Below are 18047 nucleotides of genomic sequence, written 5' to 3'. Positions count from 1 at the left end.
CCTCCCTATGGGCGAACCTTGGCCGGAAACGCCTTGCCGAGGTCCCGGAGAATTTCACGTGCCGCATTGTGACCGGGCACGCCGTTAACGCCGCCGCCCGGGTGGCAGGCTGCGCCGCACATGTACATCCCAGAAATCGGTGTACGATAGTCGGCGTAGTGCTGGATCGGTCGGCGGAAGAACACTTGGTCGAGGCTCATCTCACCATGGTGAACATGCCCGTCAACCATGGCAAACATCTCCTCGATGTCCTTTGGCGTCAGGATCTGGGCGTGCAGGACTTCTTTTTCGAAACCGGGCGCGTAGCGACAAATCTGAGCGACAACGATATCGAGCAATTCCTTTTTCGTTACCTCGTCCCACTCACGTCCGTTGAGTTTGTAGGGGACGTGTCCGCCCATGATCTGAACCACATGCTTGCCCTCAGGGGCGACGGTCTCGTCAAAGGCGCTCGGCGTGGTGATCCAGAGATAGGGATGCTTGGCCATCTCACCGTTTTGAGCGGTGTGAAACGCATCTTCCAGCTCGTCGGAATTTTCAGCAAGTGTGACAGAGCCTGGGTTCGGCTCGTTTAGTCTGCGGCTGTCGTAGGCCGTCCATCGCGGTAATGCATTGCAGGCGAGGTTGATCTTAAAGGCAATCGACTTGGTGCGATGGCGCTCGACCTGGCCCTTGACGGCGTCCGAAAGGTGTTCTGTGCCGATCAGGTCGAAGTAGGTCATCTTCGCGCCAGCGTTTGAGACGACCGTCTTGGCTATAAGATGCGGGCCGCTTTCGAGTTCGACGCCAACGGCTTTGCCGTTACTGATAGCGACTTTCCTAACCTTCTCACCGGTCAAGACCTCGACGCCGTGAGCCTTGGCGACACGCAGAAGCGCTTCAGATATCGAACCCATGCCGCCTTTGATCAGCCCGCCTCCGCCAGCAGATGTCGAGTTGTCGCGCAGGTAAGGTCTCGCGAGCACGTAGGCTGAGCCTTGGGTCTTCGGGCTGATCAGACCTGCCGAACCCGATGCATAACTGCCGAATGCCGTCAAAACCTCATCGCTTTCGAACCAGCGGCGCAGATAATCGTCAGCGCTGAGGGTGAGCAGGTCCCAGATGTCATAGACGCGGGCACCGATGTCGCGTAGCCGCCAGGCAAGCGACATGGCCTTTGTGATGTCCTTGATCTTGCCGGTCATCGGGTCCACCGGAGTCTCAAACATCAGCCGGCGGATATAGGGAATGATGTCGGCCATATGGGCGGCAAACTTCGGATAGTTCTCGGCGTCCTTTTTCGAGAACTGTGCGAGTTCCTCGACGAAGCGCTGCTCATCGGGCCAATAGACAATGCTCTTTCCACTGTCGAACGGATGAAAGCTCGGAGGGACAGAAATGACTTCAACGCCATTTTCCTGGAGCCCGAGGTCGAGCATGATCTTCGGCTGCAGCATGCTCATCCAGTAGGACGCGACAGAGATCGTAAAGCCCGGCCAGACCTCGCGGGAGATCGCAGCCCCGCCGACGAACGGCTGCCGTTCCACGACGCAAACCTTCAGTCCGGCCTTTGCGAGATAGCACGCACAGACGAGACCATTATGGCCACCGCCGATGACGATTACATCGAACTTTCTCATCGAGACCTCCGGCATTACGGGACGACCGCGAGCACTTCGGCTTCGACCAGCAGGCGGGGATCGTAGAGGGCCGCCTGAACAATCACGCTTGAGGGCGGGCAGTCCTGGTTCCAGTAACGGGCTCTGACGGAACGCAAGGTCGCCATCGTCGTCTCGTCGAAGCTTTTGACATAGCAGGTCATCCGCGCAACGTTGCCAAACTCCAGGCCAGCGGCGGTCAGCGTCGCCCTTAGGTTGTCGAACAACGCGACGATCTGATCTTCCGGCGAAGATACGATGATCTCGCCGGCCGCGTCGGTTCCAACATGCCCTGTCGAAACGAAAACGCCGCTACCCTTAAGGATAACGCCTTGCGAAACGCCGGGCCACGCGCTTCCTGGCGGGTTCACTGCGGTCAACATCATGCAACTCCTTCAAGCCTGTCGGTGTTATCCTGACGATAATTCCGTTAGTCCCAGATGTACAGCAAATCTGACTGATAGTACAAATAAAAATACTTGATCGTCAGTTTTTCGAGCGAGCTGGCTTTGGAACGAAATCGCGCTGTTAAACGCGAATGTCTACGACCGAGACGCTGCCCACCAAGCCGCCGAAGAGGCAGCCCGTACAGGGTCGGAGGCAAAGCGCCCGGCAGCGGCGGTCCTTCGAAGGAGAAAGCTGAGAGCCTTTAGGAGCAAAGTCGCCCAGCGAATGTCATCGGGTGAGCCGGAGCTCCAGGGCCATATCATTCCGCGGCCATGGACAGCCTGCGTTTTGTTCTCGTCGGTCTGCATGCGAGCCCCTTTTTTTGTTCTTATCGGCAGACGATACCACTTCGGTCGTGCTGGTCAAACATTTTGACGTCAAGGTATGCTGGGCGGACCGGCCGCTCAAAAAAGGAAAAAGGCAGCTCAAGGGCGGCCTTCGCCCAGTCAGATGCTGAGGCAGAGATATTTGATTTCGACATAGTCATCGATCCCATATTTCGACCCTTCCCGGCCCTGACCGGACTGCTTGATGCCACCAAAAGGTGCCACTTCCGTCGAAATAAGACCGGTGTTTATGCCGACCATTCCGTATTCGAGTGCTTCAGCGACCCTAAAGATCTTGGAGACGTCCTTGGCGTAAAAATAGGAGGCAAGTCCGAATTCGGTGTCGTTGGCGAGTTCGATGACCTCCTCTTCGTCCTCGAACTTGAACAGTGGTGCGACCGGGCCGAACGTCTCTTCGCGTGCAACCTTCATGTCCTTCGTGACGCCGGTCAGAACCGTCGGCTCGAAGAAGAACGCGCCCTTGCTGTGCCGCTTTCCGCCCAAGGCAAGCTTTGCCCCCTTGCTGAGTGCGTCTTCGATATGCTCTTCCACCTTCTCAAGCGCCTTTTCGGAAATCAACGGGCCGGCCTGGACGCCGTCGTCGAATCCGTCACCGACCTTGAGCGCTTCAACCTTGGCGGCAAGCTTTTTGGAAAACGCGTCGTAGACGCCCGATTGAACATAGAGTCGATTAGCGCAGACGCAGGTCTGGCCATTGTTGCGATATTTCGAGATCATGGCGCCTTCGACCGCTGCATCCAGGTCAGCGTCATCAAAGACGATGAATGGCGCATTGCCGCCGAGTTCGAGGCCAAGCTTCATGATCTGGTCGGCGCCCTGACGCATCAGGATGCGCCCGACATCGGTCGATCCGGTGAAGGTGAGCTTGCGGACCTTCTCGTTCTCGGTGAACTCCTTGCCGATCGCAGCCGAATCCCTCGACAGGACCACGTTGAACACGCCGGCCGGCAGCCCGGCGCGTTCGCTGAGAACGGCGAGCGCCAGTGCCGAAAGTGGCGTCTCGCGGGCCGGTTTGGAGACCATTGCGCATCCGGCTGCAATGGCGGGCGCAAATTTGCGCGCAAGCATTGCGTTGGGGAAATTCCACGGTGTGATCGCGGCAACAACACCCACCGGCTGCTTGATGACGATGATGCGCTTGTCGGCCTGGTGACCAGGAATAGTGTCGCCATAGACGCGCTTTGCTTCTTCGCCAAACCACTCGACGTAGGATGCGCCGTAGAGTATCTCGCCCTTAGCTTCGGCGAGCGGCTTTCCCATCTCGCTCGTCAGGATGACAGCAAGATCGTCGGCATTGGCGACCATAAGGTCGTACAGTTTGCGAAGGACCCCTGCCCGCTCCTTGCCTGTCTTCTTGGCCCATTGCTTCTGGGCCTTGTCGGCCAGGTCGATTGCACGGGCAGTCTCGGCGCGGTTCATGTCGGGTAAGGTGGCGATCAGTGCGCCCGTCGATGGATTAAGGACATCGAACTGCTTGCCCGTCTCGCTTGTTGCGACCCACTCGCCGCCGATCCGCGCCTTATCCGTTACAAGGGTCTTGTCTTTCAGTTTGTTCAAGAGTTCGTCGGAAATCGACATGGCTCACGCTCCTTTTGCACAATCGCGCAATACGCTTTCGAGGATATCCAGGGCCTCGGCAAAAACCTCGTCCTGGATCGTGATTGGAGCCAGGAAACGCACGACGTTTCCGTAGACGCCGCACGTGAGAAGAATGAGGCCCTTTTCGAGGGCGCGGACACGTACCTTGTTGGTAAAGTCGGCGTCAGGCGTGCCCGAGCCTGGCACATTGAACTCAACCGCATTCATGAAGCCGGGTCCGCGGATATCGACGATCTGCGGCACCGTCTCGCGCAACGACTGAAGACGCTGCTTGAGGCGGGCGCCGAGCCTGTCTGCACGTTCGCACAGATTCTCGCTTTCAATGACATCCAGGACGGCGTTGCCGGCGGCAATCCCGATCGGGTTGCCGCCATAGGTGCCACCAAGCCCGCCTGGGCCGGGTGCGTCCATGATGTCTGCTCGTCCTGTAACCGCTGCAATCGGGAACCCGCCGCCTAGCCCCTTTGCCATGGTCGTCAGGTCAGCGACAACACCAAAGTGCTCCATGGCAAACAGTTTGCCAGTTCGCGCAAAGCCCGTCTGAACCTCGTCGGCGATCAGAAGGATCCCGTGCTGATCGGCGATCTCGCGAAGTTTCAGCATGAACGCCTTCGGCACTTCGTAAAAGCCGCCCTCCCCCTGAACCGGCTCGATGATGAAGGCTGCGACCCGACTTGGATCGACATCGGCTTTGAACAGTTTTTCGAGCACCGATAAGGCGTCCTCGACCGAGGTGCCATGCAGCTCGGCAGGAAACGGCACATGGAAGACATCGGGCATCATTGCGCCGAAGCCGACCTTATAAGGCTGCACCTTGCCGGTCAGCGTCATGCCCATGAATGTGCGGCCATGAAAACCGCCGGTAAAGGCAATGACGGCAGAGCGGTTGGTGGCCGCCCGCGCAATCTTGACCGCGTTTTCTACCGCTTCCGCGCCTGTGGTGACGAACACTGTCTTTTTCTTGAAGTTGCCCGGAACGAGGTCGTTCAGGCGCTCGGCAAGGCGAACATAGTTCTCGTAAGGCACGACCTGATGGCAGGTATGAGTGAAGCGATCAATCTGATCCCTCACAGCGGCGATGACCTGGGGATGGCGGTGGCCGGTGTTGACGACGGCAATGCCTGCGGCAAAGTCGATGTAGCGGCGCCCTTCTACATCCCAAATTTCGGCATTCTCCGCGCGTTCGGCATAGACCTGTGTGGTGACGCCGACACCGCGGGAGACCGCTTCGGCGCGGCGCGCGGCAATTTGCGAGTTTTGCATCGAGATATCCTCTTAATGTGATCGTTGAAGGTCGCTTAGAACCGGGAAGCAACAGTGGGTTTGACGTTCACTGACAGTCGCACCGCGCTCAAGATGGCGTCGATCTGCTGGGACACGCGTTCAATACTGCCCATCCCGTCGATGGTATGCAGCAGACCAACCGTTTCGTAGAACTCCACGACTGGCTCGATCTTTTGACGAAACTCATGGATGCGCTTTTTTAGCACCTCCGGATCGTCGTCGGTGCGAACGGGCTGACCGCTGAGGCGCGCCTCTTCCGCCCGTCGCTCGATACGCGCGGCCAGAGCATTCTCATCGACCGAAATCGAAATGACGGCGTCGATCTGTGCATGCGACGAACGGAGAATTTTCTGCAGATCCTGCGCCTGCACAATCGTTCGGGGAAAGCCATCAAGGATGAAGCCGGTACGGCAGTCTTCATGGAACAGGCGATCGGCGACAACACCGGTGACAATATCGTCAGGAACGAGCTCGCCCGATTGCATCAGGTCCGCGGCCCTTCTGCCGATATCCGATCGTGACGATACGGCAGCGCGTAGCATGTCGCCCGTGGACAGTTGCGGGATCCGATACTCGGTGGCGAGATGACGGGCCTGCGTGCCCTTTCCGGCGCCTGGCGGTCCAAGCAAAATGATCCTCATAGACGGCATCCTCGTCGCTGGTTTGATGTTGCTTTGGCCACCAATCCACGGGGGGACCATTCCAGTTGCAAATGGCACAGACTTATCTTTCCGTTTTTTTGACCCATCCGTCAGTTACATCCAAATCGCCTGGCTGACAAGCTGATCCACTCGCATCCAAGCCGCAGAGTGCTGTGAAAAATTGAAATTCTGACCTTCCGGTCATTTGATTTGACTTATCGGTATGTTTTGCTAGCTTCGGTTCGCAGCGACGCTTTGCCCTGGGTTGGCGAGGCAGAAATCCCTTGAAGGTGAGCCATGAAGATTCTCGTTCCTGTTAAGCGGGTGGTTGATTACAACGTGAAGATCCGCGTCAAGCCGGATGGCACGGGTGTTGAACTCACCAACGTCAAGATGTCGATGAACCCGTTCGACGAGATCTCGGTCGAGGAAGCGCTCAGGCTGAAGGAAGCCGGCAAGGCGGAGGAAGTCGTCGTCGTCTCGATCGGCCCCGCTAAAGCGGAAGAAACGCTGCGCACGGCGCTTGCCATGGGCGCCGACCGCGCCATCCTGGTCGAGACCGACGACGCGATTGAGCCGCTGACGGTTGCCAAGATCCTCAAAGCCATCGCAGAAGCCGAAAAGCCCGGTCTGATTATCGTCGGCAAGCAGGCAATCGACGACGACAGCAACCAGACCGGCCAGATGCTCGCAGCCCTGATGGGCGTCGCCCAGGCGACCTTCGCCTCGAAGATAGAGATCGGCGACAGCAAGGCAAAAGTGACCCGTGAGGTCGATGGCGGCCTGCAGACCATCGAGATCAAGTTGCCGGCAGTGGTTACCACCGATCTGCGCCTCAACGAGCCGCGCTACGCTTCGCTGCCGAACATCATGAAGGCGAAGAAGAAGCCGCTCGACAAGAAGTCGCCTGCCGATCTTGGCGTGACGACGACCCCGCGCTTGAAGGTGCTGAAGACCGAAGAGCCCGGCGGCCGCAAGGCCGGCGTCAAGGTCAAGTCGGTAGCCGAACTCGTCGACAAGCTGAAAAACGAAGCCGGCGTGCTTTAATTTACGGAAAGGAAGATCAGAACCATGGCCATTCTTCTTCTGGCTGACCACGACAACCAAAGCCTTTCCGACCAGACCGCCAAGGCCCTGAGCGCAGCCGCATCTATCGGCGGCGACGTGCACGTGCTGGTGGCCGGCAAGGGCGCAAAGCCTGCTGCCGATGCCGCCGCCAAGCTCGAAGGCGTTTCCAAGGTGCTGCTGGCCGAGAGCAACGAACTTGCCAACAATCTCGCCGAGCCGCTGGTCGATCTAATCGTCTCACTTGCCGGCGCCTACGACACCATCATCTCGGCTGCGACCTCGGTCGGCAAGAACGTCATGCCGCGCGTCGCAGCGCTGCTCGACGTCGCCCAGATCTCGGAAATCATTGAAGTCGTATCGTCCGACACCTTCAAGCGGCCGATCTATGCTGGCAATGCCATCCAAACGGTGCAGTCGACCGACGCCAAGAAGGTCATCACCGTGCGCACCGCTTCCTTTTCCCCGGCCTCCCAAGGCCCGACTGCTGCTGTCGAGCAGATCTCGACGGCAGCCCTTTCTTCACTGCTCTCGTCGTTCGTGTCGGAGGATGTTTCCGCCTCCGATCGCCCGGAGCTGACCTCTGCCAAGATCATCATCTCAGGCGGCCGCGCGCTCGGCTCGGCGGAAAAATTCCGCGAAGTCATCCTGCCGGTTGCCGACAAGCTCGGTGCCGCAGTCGGCGCTTCGCGCGCTGCCGTCGATGCCGGTTACGCTCCGAACGACTGGCAGGTCGGCCAAACCGGCAAGGTCGTCGCACCGCAGCTCTACATCGCCGTCGGCATCTCGGGTGCCATCCAGCATCTCGCCGGCATGAAGGACTCGAAGGTCATCGTCGCCATCAATAAGGACGAGGAAGCGCCGATCTTCCAGGTTGCCGACTACGGCCTCATCGGGGATCTCTTCGAGATCCTGCCGCAACTCGAAAAGTCACTCTAACGCCTGATGTGCCAAAGCTTCCACAGGACGCCACACCGCCGCGATGATCTATTGCTCCTTGGCGAGACGAGTGGAGCAAAGAAGGGAGACGGCCGCTCTGTCGGGCGGCCGGTTGCCCTGCAGAGTATTTTGAACGGGATGTACGGCGCAATGGTAGCTCCGGATACGCCGCTAATGCCGAAACGCATCGCCGGAAAGGTCTTCGAGAAGTTGATCAGGCCCGGCCGCTTCGCGCTCGCGGAGTCCTCGTCGGCACTGTCTGCGCAAATGAGCGAGACTTTTGACAGCGCATTGGGAAGTTTATCCCACAGCACTGGTATCCTCGGCGATTTAAGGCAAAACTTTCATGCATTGACACGAAATTTCGAATGGACGCGAAGCCCTTCGGGACCGTTCGCCAGCTGTAACTTTGACAGCGGGCACGCGCATGCGGTTCTGGTCGGTCCAGGTGGCATCGAAGAACGCAGCGATGTTCGCATCGGCATGTTGCTGATGGCGCCGTTTACACGCTTTCCCGATCACATCCAGTATCAAGCGCGGTCGTTTCTCGCGCTTTCCCCGATGGAATTCTCTGCCACTCAGGAAGGATGGAAGCGTGTGAGCATTGGAGAGCTCAGTTATTGCGGCGCCGGCGAGCTTGTGGCCCTCCGTTCCGTTTCAAAGCCCCTCCTTTGCCTCTGGTGCAACATGGAACGGCGGTAAGGAGGATTGATGAACGAGACGACTGATCTGCCCGAACGCGAGAGCATGGAATTCGACGTGGTCATCGTTGGCGCAGGCCCGGCAGGCCTGTCCGCGGCGACCCGGCTGAAGCAGGTCAACCCGGATCTGACCGTCGTGGTGCTCGAAAAGGGGGCGGAGGTCGGTGCGCACATCCTCTCCGGCGCCGTCGTCGATCCGATCGGCATCGACCGCCTATTGCCGGGCTGGCGCAAGGATGAGGGGCATCCATTCAAGACCGAGGTCACGGCCGATCATTTCCTGTTTCTCGGCCCGGCGGGTTCGATCCGACTGCCGAATTTCCTCATGCCGCCATTGATGAACAATCACGGCAATTACATCGTCTCGCTCGGGCTGGTCTGTCGTTGGCTGGCCGAAAAGGCCGAAGCGCTTGGCGTCGAAATCTATCCAGGCTTTGCTGCGACCGAGGTGCTCTACAATGACCAAGGTGCGGTCATAGGCGTCGCAACCGGCGACATGGGCGTCGAGCGAAACGGCGAGCCCGGCCCGAATTTCACGCGCGGCATGGAGCTTTTGGGCAAATACGTGCTGATCGGCGAGGGTGTGCGCGGATCGCTCGCCAAGCAGCTGATCGCCAAGTTCGATCTGCAAAAGGACCGCGAGCCGCAGAAATTCGGTATCGGCATCAAGGAGCTCTGGCATGTCAAGCCTGAGAACCACCGGCCGGGCCAGGTGGAGCATTCCTTCGGCTGGCCGCTCGGGATGAAGACCGGCGGCGGCTCCTTCCTCTATCACCTCGAAGACAATCTGGTGGCCGTCGGCTTCGTCGTCCATCTCAATTACAAGAACCCCTATCTCTATCCGTTCGAGGAATTCCAGCGTTTCAAGACGCACCCGTCTATCCGTGGCACCTTCGAAGGCGGCAAGCGCATTTCCTATGGTGCCCGCGCCATCACCGAGGGCGGATACCAGTCCGTGCCAAAGCTCACCTTCCCCGGCGGTGCGCTCATCGGCTGCTCCGCCGGCTTCGTCAACGTGCCGCGCATCAAGGGTTCGCACAACGCAGTGCTGTCGGGAATCCTGGCCGCCGACAAGATCGCCGTGGCGATCGCTTCAGGGCGTGCCAATGACGAAGTCGTCGAGATCGAAAACGAATGGCGCGCCGGCGATATCGGCAAGGATTTGAAGCGCGTCCGCAACGTCAAGCCGCTCTGGTCGAAGTTCGGCACCGCGGTCGGCATAGCGCTCGGCGGGCTCGATATGTGGACGAACCAGCTTTTCGGCTTCTCGTTCTTCGGAACGCTGAAGCATGGCAAGATCGACGCCGCCTGCCTGGAGCCGGCGTCGATGCACAAACGCATCGACTATCCCCGCCCGGACGGCGTGCTGACCTTCGATAGGCCGTCCTCGGTGTTCCTGTCGAACACCAACCACGAGGAAAACGAGCCGGTCCACCTGCATGTCGAGGACATGGCCCTGCAGAAATCGTCCGAGTTCGGCATCTATGCCGGCCCGTCGACGCGCTACTGTCCGGCCGGCGTCTATGAATGGGTGGAGAAGGACGGCGAAGAGACCTTCGTCATCAACGCGCAGAACTGCGTCCACTGCAAGACCTGCGACATCAAGGACCCCAACCAGAACATCAACTGGGTCCCGCCACAGGGCGGCGAGGGGCCGGTCTATCCGAGCATGTAGCCGTGGCCGTCCGGTCACGAATTCGTAGGAGGCTCAAGTGAAAGATCTATGGTTTGAAGACCTGTCGATTGGCTTCGGTGTTCGTAGCGAGCCTATTTTGCTGACGAGGGGCGCCATTATCCGATTTGCCCGCGAGTTCGATCCACAACCGTTTCACCTGAGTGAAGAAGGAGCAGCCAACAGCTTCTTCGCGACTCTTGTCGCGAGTGGGGCACACTCGTACGCGCTAACTATGCGACTGGGCGTCAACGCTGGGGTCTTCACGGGCAATGCTATTGCAGGGCTGGGCGTGGATGAAATGCGTTTCCTCAAGCCGCTGCTTCCTGAAAGTAAGCTCAGCGCGACTTTCACGGTGAAGTCTTTACGCGAGTCTCGAAGCAAGCCTCACCTCGGCATTGTTCATTGGCTCGCAGAAACCTACGATGACAACGGCGTTCGGGTATTTTCGGCGATCATTAAGAACCTCGTCCTGCGCAATCCCCTACGGCAGATCGTATCCTAATAGAAATCCGAAACGGCTCACCGGCCTGCGCCGTGAACGCGCCGATGCTCAACGAACAATTGTTTCCATGTGAATGGTCATCATTGGTTCTCATCTGGCAGGAATCGGCGCCCAGGCATAGCCTGTTTCAAAAAGACTGTCTTTTCCGCATTTTTCTCCAGGAGAGATGCTACGCGAGGCCGTCAGAAACGGAACGGTAGGTGGCGCAGCCGCCCAGCAGAAGATGGAAGGCGGCGGTGTCATCTTAGAACGATACCACGCAAGGAGTAGTGATTGAGCGACTTTCTGATTCGGATGCGCGCAATGGCTTTATGCTGCATGGTTTGCCAGAAACGATCCAGCAAGCTGTTGCACTGGATAAAACGCTCCGCCAGAAGCGCTGCAGACTGGATGCTGTCATCGAGCTGTGCCGAATTGAGCAGACCTCCGCCTTTCCTGGCAGCCCAAAAGAGCTTGCAGGCCCAAATGGAAGCGTTGGGCCTGTAGCAAACTACTACTGGAACCAGCAGCGGCTCATCGTGCTCGACGCTCCGAGAGACGACAGCGCGATGTCGAAGCACAAAGCACTTGCCCTACACGATGTCGTCTGAAGCTGCCAAGGCGACAGGCACGTGCGATATGCGCTGTGCCGACCCCGTTATGATCCCACACCCACGTCAAGGCTCGCAAGGAGTTTGCGAACGTCGCCACCTAATGGATCGGCAATGACGACGGATTCACTGTCGAGCCGCATGACTTGTCTCGTCTTGGTGTCGTAGGCCGGCCATGTGGGCAACGCGTTTGCGAATGGCTTTCCATCTCGCGCAAAGCTCGACCACAAACCTATCACAGCGTCACGGAGCTTGTGTCTATTCCCATTAGGATCGAGCTTCTGGCGAGCAGCGTCGAGATTTGAGTCTCCCCAAATCAAGTCGATGTCGAGATGGTCGAACAAGAACGGTAATTCGGCCGCATGCGTAGCCCATTCTCCACCAAAGCAAGGTTCCTTCCAGCCAAAGCGATACATGTAGACATCGGACGCACTGTGCTCGAAACGGGATTCTGCCTGTTCGATGGCATCACGCGTCATCCACAACTCAGTAGAGACCGCCACAAGCAGGTGGTAGGGATCAATGTCCGGGTTCTTTTTCTTTGTTGCATCAATCAATTCGGCGAGTTTCGTCCGACTTTCATCTACAACCTTCGAAAACAGCTGCTCCAGAATTCCGATGACTGACTTCTCATCGGCCGGAGCTTTAAGCAAGTTAGCAATCAAAAGCGGAAACGTGCCCTCGGCTTCGTTGGTGCCGACAAGGAGAGGAATGCTCTTCGAATTGTCAATCGCTTCCGGTGAACCAGGGTGAAACGGCAGTGTGTCCGGGTCGAGTACCGGCGAGAAGGCAATGTCTGAAAAACCGCCACGAATGTTCGCTTCTGATACTTTGATGTAGGTATCCCAAATCGTCTGCGGCGGAATGCTCTCCAAGGCGTGGAGATTGTCTTCGGAGACGCCCAACAGCTTTAGAGCTGCTCTTGCGTCCGCTGTTGCTTTTTCAGCAGAGCGTAAGCGCAACTGAGATCCGCTCTGAACAATCGCTCTATGGAAGAGCCCATTTGCCGCAGGCATTGCCAATAAGCAGCTGACTTTTCCGCCCCCACCCGACTCCCCGAAGATAGTGACATTCTCGGCGTCACCGCCGAAGGCGGCAATGTTTCTCTTGATCCATCGGAGCGCCTCAACGAGATCAAGCAGTCCAGCGTTGGAGCATCCCTTGTAATCTGCAGACAGACCTGCGAGGTGCATAAAGCCAAGCATGTGAATGCGATGGTTGACGGTCACCGCCAAGACGTCGCCACGTTCGGCAAGATGGGCAGCGTCATACATTGGCGCACCACCAGAACCGTACATGTAAGAGCCACCATGGAAAAACACCATCACTGGCTTTTTCGTGCTACCGTGAGCACTCCAAATGTTCAGGACCAGGCAGTCCTCACTGCCGTTGTTATCCTCTTTCCAACCAACCCAATCTGGGTTGTTTTGGAAGCATGGATCGCCAAGCGCAGTCGCCTCTCGAATGCCGTTCCAAGGTCTTACGGGCGTCGGCTGTCGAAAGCGGCCGTTCCCCTCAGTCGTTTCGCCATATTGGACGCCTTTGAAGATGTTGAGCTTGTCGGTGGATGTTCCCCGAAGCTTTCCCTCGTGAGTAGTCACGAGCGGCCCGTCTAACGCCGCGTCAGCTAAGACAGGATATGCGAAATTCAGAAGTGCTCCTCCGGCCCCGACGGCGGCGCATTTCAAAGCGTTGCGGCGAGAAATAGTCAGGATGCGATTATCTATGCTCATTCGTTCCCTCCTGGTTCGGTCGCACAAGGCGACGCAAACCGAACTAACAATCAAAAATACATACTGACAAGTCTATAAAAGAGTCTATGCATTCAAATTGCGATAGATTGGCTTTCGGATCGTGGAAGTGGCAGCCTCATCACTCGTCCTTGGCAAACTCCTTGATGGTTTCGCGTTGCGTGATGAGTCTGGCACTCTGCTGGCCGCTGATAGAAATCCAGAGCCAGCTCCAGGCGACAGCAAACCGCCAGCGGGTTCCAATGAGAAAATAAATATGGGCAAGACCCCATATCCACCACGCCAGCGAACCCTTAAGTTTGATACGCCCGAAATCGATGATGGCTGCACTGTTACCTATCGTCGCGAGGCTGCCTTGATGGCGATAGCGGAATGGTCCCGGCGGATTCTTTCCTGCTAGCCGGGCGCGGAGAACCTTGGCCACATAAGCACCCTGTTGCTTGGCGGCCGGCGCAATCCCTGGCACAGGCTTCCCCTCAGCTTGGATCACGCAAGCGGTATCGCCAATGACAAACACGTTCGGCTGGCCGGAGACGGTCAGATCCGGATCCACGATCGTGCGTCCCGCGCGATCGGAATTTGTACCCAACCATTTGGCCGCAGGCGACGCCTTCACACCTGCAGCCCAAATGATGGTCTTGCAGGCTATGAAATCGTCACCGACCGTGACCCCCTCGACGGAGCAATTGGTCACCGGCCGACCGAGTATGATTTCAACGCCGCGCTTACGCAGGCTATCGTGTGCATAACGCGCAAGCGCTTCGTCAAAACTTGGCAAGATCCGTCCCCCTGCCTCAATCAGGAGGACGCGGGTCGCACGCGTATCGATACGGCGAAATTCCTGCGGAAGCGTTCTGTGGGCAAGCTCGGCGATGATCCCCGCAAGCTCAACACCTGTTGGCCCTGCCCCGACAATCGCAAACGTTAGAAACGCTGCTTTCTCTCCTGACGACCGCGTTGCCTCTGCCCTCTCGAAGGCGAGCAAGGCTCGTCGACGGATTGTCGTCGCATCCTCCAGCGTCTTGAGCCCGGGAGCGACCGGCTCCCATTCATCCCGGCCGAAGTAGGCGTGCGTTGCGCCCGTTGCAAGCACCAGACTGTCGTATGAGATAGCCTCGCCATTGCTGAGCGACAGCTCATTGGCTTTCGCGTCCACGGAAACGACCTCGCCGAGCAGCGTCGTCACCTCCGACCGGTTCCGATAAAGAGAGCGGATCGGCCAGGCGATTTCCGATGTCGCCAAGAGTGTCGTTGCCACTTGGTAGAGCAGAGGCTGGAAAAGGTGATGGTTGCGCCTGTCTATGAGCGTTATCCGGGTCGGAACGCCCTTGAGGTCGTTGATCAGTTGCAGGCCGGCGAACCCGCCACCGACGACGACGAGATGATGATCTTTCATACGGGCCCTGCCTGTGGTTTGCGCGTCGGGTTAGAGCGGCTGAATGTCCTGGAGCCTGAAGAGCGACTGCTCTGCCTCCAATCTGATCACGTCAGGCAACGGCAAGCTTCTCCGCTCCTTGAGGTCGAAGTAGACCGATTTGATCTCGTTCGCCGCGGAGAGGTTGCCGGCCATATCGTAGAGCTTATGGAGCGTTGTCAGTGACGTTTGTCCCACTCGTCCGACGTTACTATTGATGTAGAAGAGGCTGCCGATCTTAAGCTCCTTTGAAAAGCTCACCGTGTGCTGGACGTCCGCCCAGCCTTGGCTACGCTCTGTCTGCCACTCTGCGCGGTAGCCCAGGGAATGAACCAAGTGCCACATCGCTTGGTCGAAAGCGGCAACATAATACTGGACGTTCATGTGGCCCATGGCATCACAATTCAAAGGATAAACCACGCCAGAGTAAGTTCTCAAAAGAGCCTCCAATGATGATGCCGCGATCAGCTCAGCGCGGGACGGATTCGCAACGATCGCCTCCAAAAGAAATTATACCATAAAATCCAAAAAACATACCCGCTGGACAAATATTTCGATCCTTGATAACTATTTTGGCGAGCGGCCAGTCGATGGTCGGAATACCAGTTCAGGAAGGACCGAGTAGATGCCCACCGATGTGCGAAAGTCGTGGACTACCAGCGTGAGCGATGTTGAGGATGCAGATGTCTTCATCCGCGGCTACAGCCTGGGCGACATTATCGGCAACATGTCCTTTGCGGCGGCAACCTATCTGCTCATTCGCGGAAAGCTCCCGACACCGGGACAGACGAAGATGATCGACGCGGTCCTTTGCTCCGTCCTCGATTATTCTCTGAAGAAGCCGGGAACCGTGGCAGCTCGCTACTGTGTCTCCGGCAATCCCTCAATGGTTGCCGGTCTTGCGACGGCAATGCTTTCGGCAGGCGAATATACGCTTGCGCCTGATAGCGCCGGGACCTTCATTCGCAACACCTACGACACGCACCGCAAGCCCGGCGCATCCATCGACGAATGTGCGGAAGCCGCGGTCGACGAGATCCGCCAGACGAAGATGCGCGTTGGCGGCTTCGGCCATCCGAACTTCAAATATCTCGACCCGCGAGCGCAGAAGCTTAAGACGATTGCTGCCGAGGCGGGCGTGTGGGGTGATGTCTGCGACTGGTATGAAGCGGTTCATCGCGCTTTCATCAAGCGGGTGAACAAGCCCGAGATGGCCATCAACGAAGTCGGCATGATGGCCGCCATCCTCACGGAAATGTCGTTCACCCCCGACGAAATGACAGGTCTTGCCCTTCTGTCGACGTTCCCCGGCGTCGTTGCCCATATCTCCGAGGAGCTTCAGTCGAAGACCCGTATTCGCACGCTTCCCGACGATATTGTCGACTACGCGCGCGAGCGCAAGGAATTGAACAGGGACATGGCCGCCGCGGGCTGGACTGCTTGACCGATCAGGCGAGCGGGCGTCCCATCCGAGAGGCGCCCGGCTCATCGAAACACCAACACCGGATCAGCTATCCTCAGGCAAGGCGATGGATATCGCGATCGCCGCCCCGATCGGTCCCGACCGCCGCTCCAGCATTTGAGCGACTTTTTCCTCTCGGCTCTCATCAAACTGCTGCCCGACATTGCATTTCAAAAGATCAACGACCCAGGATTCAAGGCGCCAATTGCCGGAAGCCTGCGCACCCTCGAGCTGAGCATATGTGGGCGATTCTCCCTCCTTGAGGGCTTCCAGCGACGTCTCGACGGCGCCCGCCGTCCGCACGCGGCAACCGACCGGAGCCTCTTCAAATCGGACATACTCCTTGACGGGATACCGGGTCGATGACGGCACGGTTGGTGGATTATAAAGGAGGTAGTAGACGACCTCGCCAAAGACGTTATTCATGTCCTTCATCGCCGCCACCTGCTTGCTGCCCGCTTTCAGGGCAGCATATTTACAGCCGTCCACGAAATCATACTGGACGTGCAACTTGTGCAACGGTGAGTGAGGATCCCGACGCAGAAACTCGTTCATGCCATATTGAAATCCCACCGGGTCTTCGTCCTGGACATCATTGTTCTCGGGGTAGAGCCGCTTGGACTGTAATAGACCAATCTTTTGCGCAATAAGCGCCTCGGCCCGGTAGACGAAAACAAGGATTGCAATATCGGCTGTCTCCCAACTGTAGAGACGTCGCAGGCCACCGATATTGTGCACGTCCATTTGCACGACCGCTCCGGACGGCAGAAGTCTTGGGGCGCAAGAGGGTATAATTGCTTCGATGAGCCCATCATCCAGGCTGGTTTCGCGGATGTTGGGAACATTGATCAATCGCTCCGACACGATGCGGTTCGCCTCGGCGAACACCTTGTAAAAGAACTCAATTGCATCATCGGGAATGCCAGGCCAGTTCAACATATAGTTCCTCCGCGGTCACGTCCCGTTCCAATCGACGCCGGACACGCAATGGTCTTGCCGACGACCTTACCCGAGATCCGTTGCCGGAAAAATAGAACCCGGACGTAAGCTCGCAAAGCCGTTCAAGCCACCAAGCATGGACGGCCGCAAAAACCAAAAGACCGCTTCGGCTGCCCGAAGCGGTCTTCACTGTAAAAAGGCTGAAAAGGACTACTTCACCATACGAGGCTCACCGACGTCTCCGACCTTCTTGTCAAAGCCGGCAGCTTCTAGTTCTTTTACAATCGTCCCATCCTTGTGCTGGCTTTCGATGCTTTTGTCGAGGGCGGCCCCGAGCGATTCATTCCCCTTCGTGTAGATCACGCCGGCCTGGGCGGGCAGGATCGAAGCCTGGATGCGCTCGTCAGGCTTTGCGAGCTTGATCTGGATGCCCTTGTAGCCGTCCGCCGTCTTCTGGATGTAAGCGCCTGAATTGTAACCGTCCGCGGCGATATCGATACGTCCGGCTTCTAGGTCCTGTGCGAGCGCCACAGGCGTCGGATAAAGCTTCAACTTGGGTCCGAGCATCGTCTGCATCTCGCCAACCCAAAGATAGCCCTGAACGGTACCGACATTCTTGCCGTCGAAGGCGGCCACAGTGTCTGCGCCATCCTTGGAGAAGATCCCCATTGGATCGAGATAGGTCGGCGCCGACATCGACACGGCCTTGGCTCGTTTTTCGGTGCGGTTCCAGCTTCCGATAGCAACGTCTGCCTTGCCGCTGACGACCGCCTGGATTGTTGCCGCCGGATCGAGCACCATGGGAACAACCTCCAGACAATTTTCCTTGGCGGCGCGGGTGACAATGTCGACGTCGATGCCGGAAATGCCCTGGCCCGAGGTGACCGAGAAAGGCGGGTAGTCGTAGGCAGCAACGATCAGCTTACCTTCCTGGACGGTTTTGACCTTTGTCGCACAGTCGGCTGCGAAACTGGATGCGGCCTGGGCCAGCAGAGCCATTGCTGTAAATGTTAGAATACGCTTCATAGTTATTCCCTCTCTTTGCTTTTTGACG

At 57.8% G+C, this 18047-nt stretch carries 17 protein-coding genes; 7 read left to right on the top strand and 10 right to left on the bottom strand.

Going from position 1 to position 18047, the window contains the following annotated elements; translation table 11 throughout:
- Nucleotides 1-5: 5 nt before the first annotated feature.
- From J3O30_RS32675 to J3O30_RS32655, 5 genes are all read right to left on the bottom strand, one after another.
- The gene (locus J3O30_RS32675; protein WP_207585979.1) at nucleotides 6-1619 is read right to left on the bottom strand and encodes an NAD(P)/FAD-dependent oxidoreductase; all 1614 of its coding nucleotides are present in this window, start codon (nucleotides 1617-1619) and stop codon (nucleotides 6-8) included.
- Between the two features lie 14 nt (nucleotides 1620-1633).
- Nucleotides 1634-2020 (bottom strand): RidA family protein, encoded by a 387-nt coding sequence (locus J3O30_RS32670; protein ID WP_207585978.1) that lies wholly within the window; start codon nucleotides 2018-2020, stop codon nucleotides 1634-1636.
- A 510-nt stretch (nucleotides 2021-2530) separates the two neighbouring features.
- A complete protein-coding gene (locus tag J3O30_RS32665) occupies nucleotides 2531-4009 on the bottom strand; it encodes an NAD-dependent succinate-semialdehyde dehydrogenase (RefSeq protein ID WP_207585977.1) in 1479 nt (492 codons plus the stop codon).
- Nucleotides 4010-4012: 3 nt separating this feature from the next.
- A complete protein-coding gene (locus J3O30_RS32660) occupies nucleotides 4013-5293 on the bottom strand; it encodes a 4-aminobutyrate--2-oxoglutarate transaminase (protein WP_207585976.1) in 1281 nt (426 codons plus the stop codon).
- 35 nt (nucleotides 5294-5328) lie between these two features.
- Nucleotides 5329-5955: an adenylate kinase gene (locus J3O30_RS32655; RefSeq protein WP_207585975.1), complete on the bottom strand. Its 627-nt coding sequence runs from the start codon at nucleotides 5953-5955 to the stop codon at nucleotides 5329-5331.
- A gap of 297 nt (nucleotides 5956-6252) precedes the next feature.
- On the opposite strand from J3O30_RS32655, the gene J3O30_RS32650 reads away from it, so the two are divergent.
- The 6 genes from J3O30_RS32650 to J3O30_RS32625 all read left to right on the top strand — a co-directional run bounded on the left by J3O30_RS32650 (nucleotide 6253) and on the right by J3O30_RS32625 (nucleotide 11427).
- Nucleotides 6253-7002, top strand: coding sequence for an electron transfer flavoprotein subunit beta/FixA family protein (locus J3O30_RS32650; RefSeq protein ID WP_207585974.1), 750 nt, complete (start codon nucleotides 6253-6255; stop codon nucleotides 7000-7002).
- A 24-nt stretch (nucleotides 7003-7026) separates the two neighbouring features.
- Complete coding sequence (locus J3O30_RS32645) at nucleotides 7027-7959, top strand: electron transfer flavoprotein subunit alpha/FixB family protein (RefSeq protein ID WP_207585973.1); 933 nt, start codon at nucleotides 7027-7029, stop codon at nucleotides 7957-7959.
- Nucleotides 7960-8133: 174 nt separating this feature from the next.
- Nucleotides 8134-8661 (top strand): dimethylsulfonioproprionate lyase family protein, encoded by a 528-nt coding sequence (locus tag J3O30_RS32640; protein ID WP_207585972.1) that lies wholly within the window; start codon nucleotides 8134-8136, stop codon nucleotides 8659-8661.
- A 9-nt stretch (nucleotides 8662-8670) separates the two neighbouring features.
- Nucleotides 8671-10335, top strand: a complete 1665-nt coding sequence (locus J3O30_RS32635) for an electron transfer flavoprotein-ubiquinone oxidoreductase (RefSeq protein ID WP_207585971.1) — start codon at nucleotides 8671-8673, stop codon at nucleotides 10333-10335.
- 37 nt (nucleotides 10336-10372) lie between these two features.
- Entirely contained in the window at nucleotides 10373-10837 is a 465-nt protein-coding gene (locus J3O30_RS32630; RefSeq protein ID WP_207585970.1) for a MaoC/PaaZ C-terminal domain-containing protein, read from the top strand.
- A gap of 269 nt (nucleotides 10838-11106) precedes the next feature.
- On the top strand, nucleotides 11107-11427 hold the full coding sequence (locus J3O30_RS32625; protein WP_207585969.1) for a nucleoside monophosphate kinase: 321 nt from the start codon (nucleotides 11107-11109) through the stop codon (nucleotides 11425-11427).
- A 47-nt stretch (nucleotides 11428-11474) separates the two neighbouring features.
- On the opposite strand, the gene J3O30_RS32620 is transcribed toward J3O30_RS32625, so the two are convergent.
- The 3 genes from J3O30_RS32620 to J3O30_RS32610 form a co-directional block, all read right to left on the bottom strand.
- The gene (locus J3O30_RS32620; RefSeq protein WP_207585968.1) at nucleotides 11475-13160 is read right to left on the bottom strand and encodes a carboxylesterase family protein; all 1686 of its coding nucleotides are present in this window, start codon (nucleotides 13158-13160) and stop codon (nucleotides 11475-11477) included.
- Nucleotides 13161-13299: 139 nt separating this feature from the next.
- Nucleotides 13300-14574: an NAD(P)/FAD-dependent oxidoreductase gene (locus tag J3O30_RS32615; RefSeq protein ID WP_207585967.1), complete on the bottom strand. Its 1275-nt coding sequence runs from the start codon at nucleotides 14572-14574 to the stop codon at nucleotides 13300-13302.
- 30 nt (nucleotides 14575-14604) lie between these two features.
- Nucleotides 14605-15096 carry a thioesterase family protein gene (locus J3O30_RS32610; RefSeq protein ID WP_221166900.1) on the bottom strand — a complete coding sequence of 164 codons (492 nt, stop codon included), beginning with the start codon at nucleotides 15094-15096 and terminating at the stop codon, nucleotides 14605-14607.
- A 157-nt stretch (nucleotides 15097-15253) separates the two neighbouring features.
- Between J3O30_RS32610 and J3O30_RS32605 the strand changes: the two genes are divergently transcribed.
- Complete coding sequence (locus J3O30_RS32605; protein WP_348651599.1) at nucleotides 15254-16036, top strand: citryl-CoA lyase; 783 nt, start codon at nucleotides 15254-15256, stop codon at nucleotides 16034-16036.
- Between the two features lie 63 nt (nucleotides 16037-16099).
- Here the strand turns inward: J3O30_RS32605 and J3O30_RS32600 are convergent, their stop codons facing one another.
- Both J3O30_RS32600 and J3O30_RS32595 read right to left on the bottom strand, forming a co-directional pair.
- Nucleotides 16100-16993: a hypothetical protein gene (locus J3O30_RS32600; protein ID WP_207585965.1), complete on the bottom strand. Its 894-nt coding sequence runs from the start codon at nucleotides 16991-16993 to the stop codon at nucleotides 16100-16102.
- Between the two features lie 210 nt (nucleotides 16994-17203).
- Nucleotides 17204-18019, bottom strand: a complete 816-nt coding sequence (locus tag J3O30_RS32595) for a transporter substrate-binding domain-containing protein (RefSeq protein ID WP_207585964.1) — start codon at nucleotides 18017-18019, stop codon at nucleotides 17204-17206.
- Between the last annotated feature and the right edge of the window lie 28 nt (nucleotides 18020-18047).

The sequence above is a fragment of the Rhizobium sp. NZLR1 genome (assembly GCF_017357385.1).
Lineage (GTDB): Bacteria > Pseudomonadota > Alphaproteobacteria > Rhizobiales > Rhizobiaceae > Rhizobium.
This window is presented reverse-complemented; position numbering and strand designations above follow the sequence as displayed.

Excerpts from the sequence above, each read along its gene's own strand:
- J3O30_RS32675 (WP_207585979.1), bottom strand. The coding sequence starts at position 1,619 with ATGAGAAAGTTCGATGTAATCGTCATCGGCGGTGGCCATAATGGTCTC.
- J3O30_RS32670 (WP_207585978.1), bottom strand. The coding sequence starts at position 2,020 with ATGTTGACCGCAGTGAACCCGCCAGGAAGCGCGTGGCCCGGCGTTTCG.
- J3O30_RS32665 (WP_207585977.1), bottom strand. The coding sequence starts at position 4,009 with ATGTCGATTTCCGACGAACTCTTGAACAAACTGAAAGACAAGACCCTT.
- J3O30_RS32660 (WP_207585976.1), bottom strand. The coding sequence starts at position 5,293 with ATGCAAAACTCGCAAATTGCCGCGCGCCGCGCCGAAGCGGTCTCCCGC.
- J3O30_RS32655 (WP_207585975.1), bottom strand. The coding sequence starts at position 5,955 with ATGAGGATCATTTTGCTTGGACCGCCAGGCGCCGGAAAGGGCACGCAG.
- J3O30_RS32650 (WP_207585974.1), top strand. The coding sequence starts at position 6,253 with ATGAAGATTCTCGTTCCTGTTAAGCGGGTGGTTGATTACAACGTGAAG.
- J3O30_RS32645 (WP_207585973.1), top strand. The coding sequence starts at position 7,027 with ATGGCCATTCTTCTTCTGGCTGACCACGACAACCAAAGCCTTTCCGAC.
- J3O30_RS32640 (WP_207585972.1), top strand. The coding sequence starts at position 8,134 with ATGCCGAAACGCATCGCCGGAAAGGTCTTCGAGAAGTTGATCAGGCCC.
- J3O30_RS32635 (WP_207585971.1), top strand. The coding sequence starts at position 8,671 with ATGAACGAGACGACTGATCTGCCCGAACGCGAGAGCATGGAATTCGAC.
- J3O30_RS32620 (WP_207585968.1), bottom strand. The coding sequence starts at position 13,160 with ATGAGCATAGATAATCGCATCCTGACTATTTCTCGCCGCAACGCTTTG.
- J3O30_RS32615 (WP_207585967.1), bottom strand. The coding sequence starts at position 14,574 with ATGAAAGATCATCATCTCGTCGTCGTCGGTGGCGGGTTCGCCGGCCTG.
- J3O30_RS32600 (WP_207585965.1), bottom strand. The coding sequence starts at position 16,993 with ATGTTGAACTGGCCTGGCATTCCCGATGATGCAATTGAGTTCTTTTAC.
- J3O30_RS32595 (WP_207585964.1), bottom strand. The coding sequence starts at position 18,019 with ATGAAGCGTATTCTAACATTTACAGCAATGGCTCTGCTGGCCCAGGCC.